Here is a 9,649-nt window from a genome sequence, read left to right as displayed (position 1 = left end):
ACGCTCGCCAACAGCCACGTGATAGCGGCTGGAGCGAGCGGGCTTCTTGCTGCTAGGCGACTACCGGGTCAGACCTGCTTGGCCAGTTCCGGCACCGCTTCGAACAGGTCGGCGACCAGGCCGTAGTCGGCCACCTGGAAGATCGGCGCCTCCTCGTCCTTGTTGATCGCGACGATCACCTTGGAGTCCTTCATCCCCGCCAGGTGCTGGATCGCCCCGCTGATACCCACCGCGACGTACAGCTCCGGCGCCACGATCTTGCCGGTCTGGCCGACCTGCATGTCGTTGGGCGCGAAGCCCGCGTCCACCGCCGCGCGCGAAGCGCCCACCGCGGCACCCAGCTTGTCCGCCAGTTGGTACAGCAGTTGGAAGTTCTCGGCGCTCTGCATGCCGCGACCGCCGGAGACCACCACCCGCGCCGCGCTCAGCTCGGGACGGTCGGACTGGGCCAGCTCCTCGCCGACGAAGGCGGACTTGCCCGCATCGCCCTGGCCCGCCACCGCTTCGATGGCTGCGGCGCCGCCTTCGGCCGGCACGGCGTCGAAGGCGGTGGTGCGCACGGTGATCACCTTGACCGGAGCGCTCGACTGCACGGTGGCGATGGCGTTGCCGGCGTAGATCGGCCGCTTGAAGGTGTCGGCGCTTTCCACCGCAACGATCTCGGAGATCTGGTCCACATCCAGCAGGGCCGCCACGCGCGGCAGGTAGTTCTTGCCGTTGGTGGTGGCCGGGGCCAGCACGTGGCTGTAGGACTTGGCCAGCCCGACGATCAGCGGCGCGACGTTTTCCGGCAGCTGGTGGGCGTAGGCGGCCTCGTCGGCCACCAGCACCTTGCTCACCCCGGCGACCTTGGCGGCGGCCTCGGCGACCGCGGCGCAGTTCTGTCCGGCGACCAGCACGTGGATGTCGCCGCCGATGGCCTGGGCGGCGGCCACGGTATTCAGGGTCGCGGCACCCAGGACCGCATTGTTGTGCTCAGCGATAACCAGGATTGCCATTGTCAGATCACCTTCGCTTCGTTCTTCAGTTTCTCGACCAGTTCGGCCACGGACTTGACCTTGATGCCGGCCTGGCGCCCTGCCGGGGCCTCAACCTTGACGGTCTTCATGGTGGAGGCGGTGGACACGCCGAGGGCGTCCGGAATGACGGTCTCCAGCGGCTTCTTCTTGGCCTTCATGATATTGGGCAGGGAGGCGTAGCGCGGCTCGTTCAGGCGCAGGTCGGTGGTGACGATGGCCGGCAGGGCCAGCTCCACGGTCTGCAGGCCACCGTCGATCTCACGGGTGACCTTGGCCTTGCTGCCTTCCAGCTCCAGCTTGGAGGCGAAGGTGCCCTGGGCGTAGCCGGTTAGGGCGGCGAGCATCTGGCCAGTCTGGTTGTTGTCGCTGTCGATGGCCTGCTTGCCGAGCAGGACCAGTTGCGGCTGCTCCTTGTCCACCACGGCCTTCAGCAACTTGGCCACGGCCAGGGAATTCAGCTCCTCGGCGGTTTCGACCAGCACGGCGCGGTCGGCGCCGAGAGCCAGGGCGGTGCGCAGCTGCTCCTGGGCCTGGGCCGGGCCGATGGAGACGACGACGATCTCGCTGGCGACGCCCTTCTCTTTCAGACGCACCGCCTCTTCAACGGCGATCTCGCAGAAAGGGTTCATCGACATTTTCACGTTGGCGAGATCGACGCCGGAGTGGTCCGCCTTGACGCGGACCTTGACGTTGTAATCGACCACTCGTTTGACAGCTACAAGAACCTTCATGATTCCTCGTACTCTCCGGTAAATAGAATGTCGCCAAGGCAAGCTTGGCTTGTGTTGACGGCCGGAGCCGACGCCAGCCCGTGCGGCGAGCGAAAATAGGCCGTATCTTGACTGCAGCCCCCCTCCCGGTCAATAAGAAGGCCTCGCAACACCCCATTTTCCGGGCCATCCATGCCAGAGAGCGTTACCGTTGGTCCGACTGGCCAGGCCAGATATAATGCCCGCCCGCTCAGGCCAGGGATGAGCCTAGCTCCCATCAACAGTCACACGAAGCGTGCCTTGAGTAGGAGATAGTTTGTGGAACGCGAATACATGGAATTCGACGTCGTCATCGTCGGTGCCGGCCCCGCAGGTCTGTCAGCCGCCTGCCGCTTGAAGCAGAAGGCCACGGCCGCTGGACAGGAAATCAGCGTGTGCGTGGTCGAAAAAGGTTCCGAGGTCGGCGCCCATATCCTCTCCGGCGCCGTCTTCGAGCCGCGCGCGCTCAACGAACTATTCCCCGACTGGCGGGAGCTCGGCGCCCCGCTCAATACGCCGGTCAAGCGCGACGACATCTACCTGTTCCAGAGCGGCGAGGCCGCCCGCAAGATTCCCGACTTCCTTGTGCCGAAGACCATGCACAACGAAGGCAACTACGTCATCTCCCTGGGTAACCTTTGCCGCTGGCTGGCGCAGCAGGCCGAGGCTCTGGGCGTCGAGATCTATCCGGGCTTCGCCGCTCAGGAGGCCCTGATCGACGAGAGCGGCGTAGTGCGCGGCATCATCACCGGCGATCTCGGCGTCGATCACGAAGGCAAGCCGAAGGATGGCGTGTACACCCCGGGCATGGAGCTGCGCGCCAAGTACACCCTGTTCGCCGAAGGCTGCCGCGGCCATATCGGCAAGCAGCTGATCAAGAAGTACGGTCTCGACGCCGAAGCCGATGCCCAGCATTACGGGATCGGCATCAAGGAGCTCTGGGAAATCGATCCGCTCCGGCACGAGCAGGGTCTGGTGGTGCACACCGCCGGCTGGCCGCTGGACGACGAGAACCCGGGTGGCTCCTTCCTCTATCACCTGGAGAACAACCAGGTGGTGGTCGGCCTGATCGTCGACCTGTCCTACAGCAACCCCTTCCTCTCGCCGTTCGACGAGTTCCAACGCTACAAGCACCATCCGGTGATCCGCCAATACCTGGAAGGCGGCAAGCGCATCTCCTACGGCGCGCGCGCGATCTGCAAGGGCGGCCTGAACTCGCTGCCGAAGATGGTGGTGCCCGGCGCTGCGCTGATCGGCTGCGACCTCGGCACCCTGAACTTCGCCAAGATCAAGGGCAGCCACACGGCCATGAAGTCCGGCATGCTGGCCGCCGACGCCATCGCCGATGCCCTGGCGGCGGGCCGTGCGGGCGGTGACGAACTGACCGAATACGTCGCCTCCTTCAAGTCCAGCTGGCTGTACGACGAGCTGTTCCGCAGCCGCAATTTCGGCGCGGCGATCCACAAGTTCGGCTCTCTCCTGGGCGGTGCCTTCAACTTCGTCGATCAGAACCTGTTCGACGGCAAGCTGCCCTTCACCCTGCACGACAACAAGCCGGATTACGCCTGCCTGAAGCCGGCGGAAGAGTCCGAGTGGATCGACTATCCCAAGCCTGATGGCCAGATCAGCTTCGACAAGCTGAGCTCGGTGTTCCTCTCCAATACCAACCATGAAGAGGACCAGCCCTGCCACCTGAAACTGGCCGATCCGTCCATTCCGATCCTGAGAAACCTGCCGATCTACGACGAACCGGCGCAGCGTTACTGCCCAGCCGGCGTCTACGAGGTGATGACCCAGGAGGACGGCAGCAAGCGCTTCCAGATCAACGCGCAGAACTGCGTGCACTGCAAGACCTGCGATATCAAGGACCCGGCCCAGAACATCACCTGGGTGGCACCGGAAGGCTCCGGCGGCCCGAACTACCCCAACATGTAAGCGCACTCCAGCGGGGCTCCTTCGGGAGCCCCGCTGCTTTCGGCCCGCTACTCCTGCGACCCGATGGGGAAGAACACCCCGCCGCTCCAGACACCCAGCCAGCCGCGCCCCTCGATCTGTCGCGGCACCGCCAGCTCCACCAACTGATAGAACACGCTCCTGCCGATCAGCGCCTCCAGATTGTCCCGCACGAGGACGTAAGGAGCCGGCTCCTGGGTGACCGGGTCGAGCACGAAACGCAGGGGGTGCTCGACTCCGGCCTCGACCTTGTCCTCGACGTTGGTCGTGAAGCGCAGCAGCTGGCTTTCGCCCTCCCCCTCGGCCTCCAGGGCGGTGGCTACGAAAGGCGCGTCATCGACCCGTATCCCGACTTTCTCGACCGGGGTCACCAGGAAGTACCGGTCCCCATCCCGGCGGATGATGCCGGAGAACAACCGAACCAACGGCTTGCGTCCGATCGGCGAGCCCAGGTAGTACCAGCTGCCATCCCGAGCGATGCGCATGTCGATGTCGCCGCAGAACGGCGGGTTCCACAGGTGCACAGGGGGAGGCCCCTTCCTTTCGCCCGCGGGAATCTGCGCCAACAGGTCGTCGGCCTTGCCTGATTCGCTCATATAATCTCCTCGGTGGTGGCGGCGCCCCTGACTGGTATCGAATATGATGCCTGACCACACGATTGCAAGGAGCACCCATGCTTGCCATTCACGATGAATTTCCGCAGCTGGCCGGGCTGCGCTATCTGAACCACGCTGCCGTCGCTCCTTGGCCAAAACGGACCGGCAAAGCGGTCGCGGCCTTCGCCGAGCAGAACGTGCACATCGGCGCACGCGACTATCCGCTGTGGATGGGGATCGAACGGCGCCTGCGGGAGCGACTGGCACGTCTGCTCAACGCCCCCTCCACGGCGGATATCGCCTTGGTGAAGAATACTTCCGAGGCGCTGTCCTTCGTCGCTTTCGGCCTGAACTGGCAGGCCGGCGAGCAGATCGTCATCAGCGACGAGGAATTCCCTTCCAACCGGATCGTCTGGGAGGCACTCGAGCCGCTGGGGGTCGAGGTCATCCAGGTCAATCTCAAGGGCAAGGACCCGGAAGCCGATCTGCTAGCCGCCTGCGGCCCGCGCACTCGCCTGCTGTCGATCAGCGCCGTGCAATACGCCAGCGGCCTGCGCCTGGATCTGGAGCGGCTCGGTCAGGGCTGCCGGCAGCGCGGCGTGCTGCTGTGCGTGGATGCGATCCAGCACCTCGGCGCCCTGCCCTTCGACGTGCGGGCCAGCGACTGCGCCTTCGCCATGGCCGATGGACACAAATGGCTCATGGGCCCCGAAGGCCTCGGCGTCTTCTATTGCCGCAGCGACCTGCGCGAGCAACTGAGGCTGCACGAGTACGGCTGGCACATGGTCGAGAACGTCGGCGACTACGATGAAGCGGAGTGGCAGCCGGCTCGCAGCGCCAGGCGCTTCGAATGCGGCAGCCCGAACATGCTCGGCTGCGTGGCCCTGGAGAGCAGCCTGTCCCTGCTGGAGCAGGTCGGCATGGAGAACGTGGCCTCGGCGCTAGAGGAGCGCATGGGCTGGCTGGAGAACGGTCTCAGGTCGATTGCCGGCATCAGTCTGCACAGCCCGTCCGCCCCGGCCCGGCGTGCAGGTATCCTGACCTTCAGCCTCGCTGGATACGACCACCCCTCGCTCTTCGAAATCCTCAAGCGGGAACAGATCGTCTGTGCCCAGCGGGGTCCTGGCATCCGTCTCTCGCCCCACTTCTATACGCCGGTCTCGGTGATCGACGAGACATTATCGGTACTGCGTCAGATAGCTGCTGGCTAAGTGCTCAGCAGCGGCACAGGTATTCCAAAACCGTTTAAAAAGGAGAGTGGCCGGCGCTGGACGAGAACCAATCCTGACCAATACTTCCAAGTACTGGCGGGGTATTTCCCCCAAGTACCTCGCCGGCCGAAGGTACTCGCGGAGAGCGTACCTTCGTTTTGCTCCTAATGTTCTTGACCCGGACTCCTCCCCCAGATTCCGGGTTTTTTTTGTTTTGCGCCAGCCTCAAGGGATGACAGCCCCATTCAACCCCGGACATGCGCCAAGGGAAACAGCCTTCTGAAGTTGTCGGTCGTCTGCTCGGCCAGGGACTCGTACGCGACACCCCGCAGCTCGGCCAGGAACTCGGCGACCTCTCGAACGTACTCCGGCAGATTGGCCTTGCCGCGATGAGGAACAGGAGCTAGATAGGGCGAATCGGTCTCCACCAGCAGCCGATCCGCCGGAACCTGCCTGGCCACCTCGCGCAGCGCTGCGGCATTCCGGAAGGTGACGATGCCGGAAAGGGAAATGTAGAAGCCCAGATCCAGGGCCGCCTTCGCCATCTCCCAGTCCTCAGTGAAGCAGTGCAGCACGCCGGCCTGTGGCAGGGCCGCCTCGCGCAGCAGGCGTAGGGTATCGGCCCGTGCCTCGCGGGTATGCACGATGACCGGCTTGCCGCTTATACGCGCCGCCTCCAGATGCAGACGGAAAGCCTGCTGCTGCAAAGCCGCGGCCTCCGGCTGGTAGTGATAGTCGAGGCCGGTCTCGCCGATGGCGACCACGCGCGGATGATCCAGTTCGCCGAGCAGCCAGTCGAGCGCGGGAGCAGACCCGGGCTCGATATCCAGCGGGTGCACGCCCACCGAGCAATCGACGTCGGCATAGCGTTCGGCGAGGCTTTTCACTGCCGCGGCGTTATCGGCGCTGACGCCGATGCAGAGAAAATGTCCGACGCCCCGGGCCCGGGCCGCGGCCAATGCTGCATCCAGGGAGCCGCCGTGGGCGGACAGGTCGAGACGATCGAGATGACAGTGGGAATCGACGAGCATGAGGAATGGTTACATCGTATGGGTCGGCCGATCGGACTTGAGGGCACCGGCCAGGTAGGTTTCGATCTTGTTGCGGGCGACGTTGTCGCCATCGCCGAATTGCACGCCGATGCCGGCGGCGCGGTTGCCCTGGGCGCCGGTCGGCGTGATCCAGACGACCTTGCCGGGAACCGGGATCTTCTCCGGCTCGTCCATCAGGGTGAGCAGAATGAAGATTTCGTCGCCGAGCTTGTAGGGCTTGCTGGTGGGAATGAACAGACCGCCATTCTTCAGAAAGGGCATGTAGGAAGCGTACAGAACCGACTTGTCCTTGATGGACAGGGGCAGGATGCCGCTTCGAGCTCCGAGATTAGTTGGCATGTTCATAGACTCACTCCCGACATGCTGATCCAGCGCCGGATTCTAGCCTGGCCCGGGCAGGCTTGCCCACTTGACGAGCAGGGCTTCGAGAAGCAAAACACGATTGAGATTGGCCTTGCCGAGTACTTTCTGCCGTTGCTCCAGCAGCCAATCCTGCATGGCCAGCACGCTGGACTGCCCGCTCTTGTCCGCCAGATAACGGACGACCTTGGCCATGTCCGCCAAACCCAGCCCCTGCTCATCGAGGGTCAACTGGTAGCGCAGGATCAGCTGAATCCAATCGCAGAACCAGTCGAACAGCAGCAACAACGGAACGTCACTCCAGGACTCGGCCAGTTGGCTGGCGCCGGCCTGCTGCTTGAGCAGCTTCTTGATGCCATCCACCACCAGCGCCCGCTGCTCGCGCACGCCTTCGGCATGCAGTCGCACTGCGGTCAGCGGCGAACCGCCAGCGAGCATCAGCAGTTCGACCCGCTCCTCTTCGGCAACCCCTGGCAGCGCCTGATGCAGCCATGCCCGGCTCTCGCCGCTGCCGGGCAAGGGGCATGCCTGCTGCACGCAGCGGCTCCTGATGGTTGGCAAAAGCCGGCTGGGCTGATGGCTGATCAGCAGCAGCACGGTATCTCCAGAGGGCTCCTCCAGACTCTTGAGCAGCGCGTTAGCCGCATTGAGATTCATCGCTTCGGCCGGCTCCAGCAGGACGACCTTGCGCCCCCCCAACTGGGCCGTCTGCGCCACGAAATTGACCAACTCGCGCACCTGGTCGACGCGGATCGCCTTATCCGCTTCCTCCGGCTCCAGCACGAAATGATCCGGATGAGTACCGGCCTGCAGCAGATGGCAGGACTTGCACTGGCCGCAGGCCTCCAGTCCCCGTGGACTCTGGCACAACAGGCGGGAAACCAGGCGCTCGGCCAAAGCCCGTTTGCCGATCCCGGCCGGCCCGTGCAGCAGATAAGCATGGGCATGCTGTTCGCGGCCAGCCAGCCGCTGCCAGAGGCCCTGCTGCCAGGGATAGCAGTCAGCCAAGACACGCCCCCAGCAAGTGCGGAAGCAAGGAGTCGAGGCTTCGCTGGACCTGATCCAGGGGCTGTGCCGCATCCACCACCCGGTAACGCACAGGTTCGCGGGCGGCACGGTGTAGGTAGGTCTGGCGCACCGCCTCGAAGAACATCCTGCCCTCCTGCTCGAATCGATCCAGGCGGCCCCGAGCAGCGGCGCGGGCGAGACCGACTTCGACCGGCAGATCGAAGACCAGCGTCAGATCGGGTCGCAGATCGCCCTGCACGAAGCTTTCCAATTGCGCGATGCGCGACTCGGATACTCCCCGCCCACCGCCCTGATAGGCATAGGTGGCATCGGTGAAACGATCGCAGAGGACCACAGCCCCTCGCGCCAGGGCGGGGCGAATGACCTGTGCCAGATGCTGGGCACGGGCCGCGAAGACTAGCAACAGCTCGGTATCAGTGGCCATCGGCTCGGCAGTCGGATCGAGCAGCAGCGCTCGGATACGCTCTGCCAGAGGCGTTCCGCCCGGCTCGCGGGTCAGCACCACGTCGACGCCGTGCTCGCGCAAGCGCTCCGCCAGGTATTCGCGATTGGTACTCTTGCCGGCCCCTTCGGGACCCTCCAGGGTAATGAACAGGCCGCTCACGGATTCTCCTTGCTGTCCGCCGCGCTTCGCTCGAGCACTTCCGGGGATGGGCTGGAGCGATAGTCAGCACGCCGCTTGAGCTGGTATTCGCGTACCGCCCGATTGTGCTCTTCGAGAGTGGCGGAAAAGACGTGACTGCCGTCGCCACGGGCGACGAAATAAAGATTTTGCCCAGCTGCCGGGTGCAGCGCCGCATGAATCGCGTCGCGCCCGACCAGCGCGATGGGCGTCGGCGGCAGACCGGGCCTGACGTAGGTGTTGTAAGGCGTTTCCTCGAGCAGATGGGCACGGGCGATCTTGCCAGTATAACGCTCGCCTAGGCCGTAGATGACCGAAGGATCGGTCTGCAGCAGCATGCCCTGCTCCAGTCGGCGCACGAAGACACCGGCGATCTGCTCCCGCTCCTGGGGAACGCCGGTTTCCTTCTCGATGATTGAGGCCATGATCAGCGCCTGGTAGGGATCCTTGTAGGGCAGCGCCTCCGCACGCTGCGCCCACTCGTCGGCCAGCACCTGCTCCAGGCGCGTATGGGCCTGCTTGAGCAGTTCGAAGTCGCTCATGCCACGGACATAACGATAGGTATCGGGAAAGAAGCGCCCTTCAGGGTGCGCATCCGGCTGACCGAGACGAGCCATGAGCTCGGCATCGGACACTCCGGTCAGGGTCTGCTCCAGCTTTCCCGCAGCGGCAAGGGCGGCACGTACCTGGCGAAAGTTCCAGCCTTCGACCAAGGTCAGGCTGTACTGCACCACATCGCCACGTTGCCAATGACCGAGCAGGTCGGCCACGGTCATCCCCGGAGCCAGACGATACTCGCCGCTATGCAGGGTCTTGTCCGCCAGATTGAAGCGCCAGTACAGACGCAGCCAGCGGGCCTTGCGCAGTACACCCTCGCCCTCCAGACGGTTCAGCAGACCGCCAGGAGTCGCCCCTGCCGGGACCTCCAGCAGACGCTCCTCACTCAGGTTGAGGGGCTGATCGAGGGCGGACTGTTGCTGCCAAACAGCAGAAAGCAGGCCCAGGCCGGTCAGCAACAGACCCACACTGACTACCAGCAGCCATTTTCGTCTCACGTT

The 9,649-nt window shown here is 64.4% G+C and carries 10 protein-coding genes; 2 read left to right on the top strand and 8 right to left on the bottom strand.

From position 1 onward, the window contains the following. Positions 1 to 68: 68 nt before the first annotated feature. On the bottom strand, positions 69 to 998 hold the full coding sequence (locus ACFOJE_RS15850; protein WP_377815465.1) for an electron transfer flavoprotein subunit alpha/FixB family protein: 930 nt from the start codon (positions 996 to 998) through the stop codon (positions 69 to 71). 2 nt (positions 999 to 1,000) lie between these two features. Then, complete coding sequence (locus ACFOJE_RS15845; protein ID WP_377815464.1) at positions 1,001 to 1,750, bottom strand: electron transfer flavoprotein subunit beta/FixA family protein; 750 nt, start codon at positions 1,748 to 1,750, stop codon at positions 1,001 to 1,003. A 297-nt stretch (positions 1,751 to 2,047) separates the two neighbouring features. Between ACFOJE_RS15845 and ACFOJE_RS15840 the strand changes: the two genes are divergently transcribed. After that, positions 2,048 to 3,703: an electron transfer flavoprotein-ubiquinone oxidoreductase gene (locus ACFOJE_RS15840; protein WP_377815462.1), complete on the top strand. Its 1,656-nt coding sequence runs from the start codon at positions 2,048 to 2,050 to the stop codon at positions 3,701 to 3,703. A 47-nt stretch (positions 3,704 to 3,750) separates the two neighbouring features. On the opposite strand, the gene ACFOJE_RS15835 is transcribed toward ACFOJE_RS15840, so the two are convergent. Then, the gene (locus ACFOJE_RS15835) at positions 3,751 to 4,317 is read right to left on the bottom strand and encodes a DUF1285 domain-containing protein (RefSeq protein WP_377815460.1); all 567 of its coding nucleotides are present in this window, start codon (positions 4,315 to 4,317) and stop codon (positions 3,751 to 3,753) included. Between the two features lie 77 nt (positions 4,318 to 4,394). On the opposite strand from ACFOJE_RS15835, the gene ACFOJE_RS15830 reads away from it, so the two are divergent. Continuing rightward, positions 4,395 to 5,528, top strand: coding sequence for an aminotransferase class V-fold PLP-dependent enzyme (locus ACFOJE_RS15830; RefSeq protein ID WP_377815458.1), 1,134 nt, complete (start codon positions 4,395 to 4,397; stop codon positions 5,526 to 5,528). Between the two features lie 245 nt (positions 5,529 to 5,773). On the opposite strand, the gene ACFOJE_RS15825 is transcribed toward ACFOJE_RS15830, so the two are convergent. Genes ACFOJE_RS15825 through mltG form a run of 5 tightly spaced genes read right to left on the bottom strand, consistent with a single transcriptional unit; the run spans position 5,774 to position 9,646 of the window. Then, positions 5,774 to 6,559, bottom strand: a complete 786-nt coding sequence (locus ACFOJE_RS15825; RefSeq protein ID WP_377815456.1) for a TatD family hydrolase — start codon at positions 6,557 to 6,559, stop codon at positions 5,774 to 5,776. 9 nt (positions 6,560 to 6,568) lie between these two features. After that, positions 6,569 to 6,925 (bottom strand): PilZ domain-containing protein, encoded by a 357-nt coding sequence (locus ACFOJE_RS15820; RefSeq protein ID WP_377815454.1) that lies wholly within the window; start codon positions 6,923 to 6,925, stop codon positions 6,569 to 6,571. A gap of 36 nt (positions 6,926 to 6,961) precedes the next feature. Further along, a complete protein-coding gene (locus tag ACFOJE_RS15815; protein ID WP_377815452.1) occupies positions 6,962 to 7,948 on the bottom strand; it encodes a DNA polymerase III subunit delta' in 987 nt (328 codons plus the stop codon). After that, entirely contained in the window at positions 7,941 to 8,573 is a 633-nt protein-coding gene (gene tmk, locus ACFOJE_RS15810) for a dTMP kinase (protein WP_377815451.1), read from the bottom strand. The genes ACFOJE_RS15815 and tmk overlap by 8 nt, the downstream gene beginning before the upstream one ends. Then, positions 8,570 to 9,646 (bottom strand): endolytic transglycosylase MltG, encoded by a 1,077-nt coding sequence (mltG, locus tag ACFOJE_RS15805; RefSeq protein ID WP_377815450.1) that lies wholly within the window; start codon positions 9,644 to 9,646, stop codon positions 8,570 to 8,572. Before mltG ends, tmk begins: the two co-directional genes overlap by 4 nt. Positions 9,647 to 9,649: the final 3 nt, after the last annotated feature.

Source organism: Azotobacter bryophylli (assembly GCF_042643485.1).
Lineage (GTDB): Bacteria > Pseudomonadota > Gammaproteobacteria > Pseudomonadales > Pseudomonadaceae > Azotobacter > Azotobacter bryophylli.
Note: the sequence above shows the minus strand (reverse complement) of the source record. Positions and strands in the feature narration are given on the sequence as shown.

Excerpts from the sequence above, each read along its gene's own strand:
- ACFOJE_RS15825 (WP_377815456.1), bottom strand. The coding sequence starts at position 6,559 with ATGCTCGTCGATTCCCACTGTCATCTCGATCGTCTCGACCTGTCCGCC.
- ACFOJE_RS15835 (WP_377815460.1), bottom strand. The coding sequence starts at position 4,317 with ATGAGCGAATCAGGCAAGGCCGACGACCTGTTGGCGCAGATTCCCGCG.
- ACFOJE_RS15820 (WP_377815454.1), bottom strand. The coding sequence starts at position 6,925 with ATGAACATGCCAACTAATCTCGGAGCTCGAAGCGGCATCCTGCCCCTG.
- ACFOJE_RS15830 (WP_377815458.1), top strand. The coding sequence starts at position 4,395 with ATGCTTGCCATTCACGATGAATTTCCGCAGCTGGCCGGGCTGCGCTAT.
- ACFOJE_RS15845 (WP_377815464.1), bottom strand. The coding sequence starts at position 1,750 with ATGAAGGTTCTTGTAGCTGTCAAACGAGTGGTCGATTACAACGTCAAG.
- ACFOJE_RS15850 (WP_377815465.1), bottom strand. The coding sequence starts at position 998 with ATGGCAATCCTGGTTATCGCTGAGCACAACAATGCGGTCCTGGGTGCC.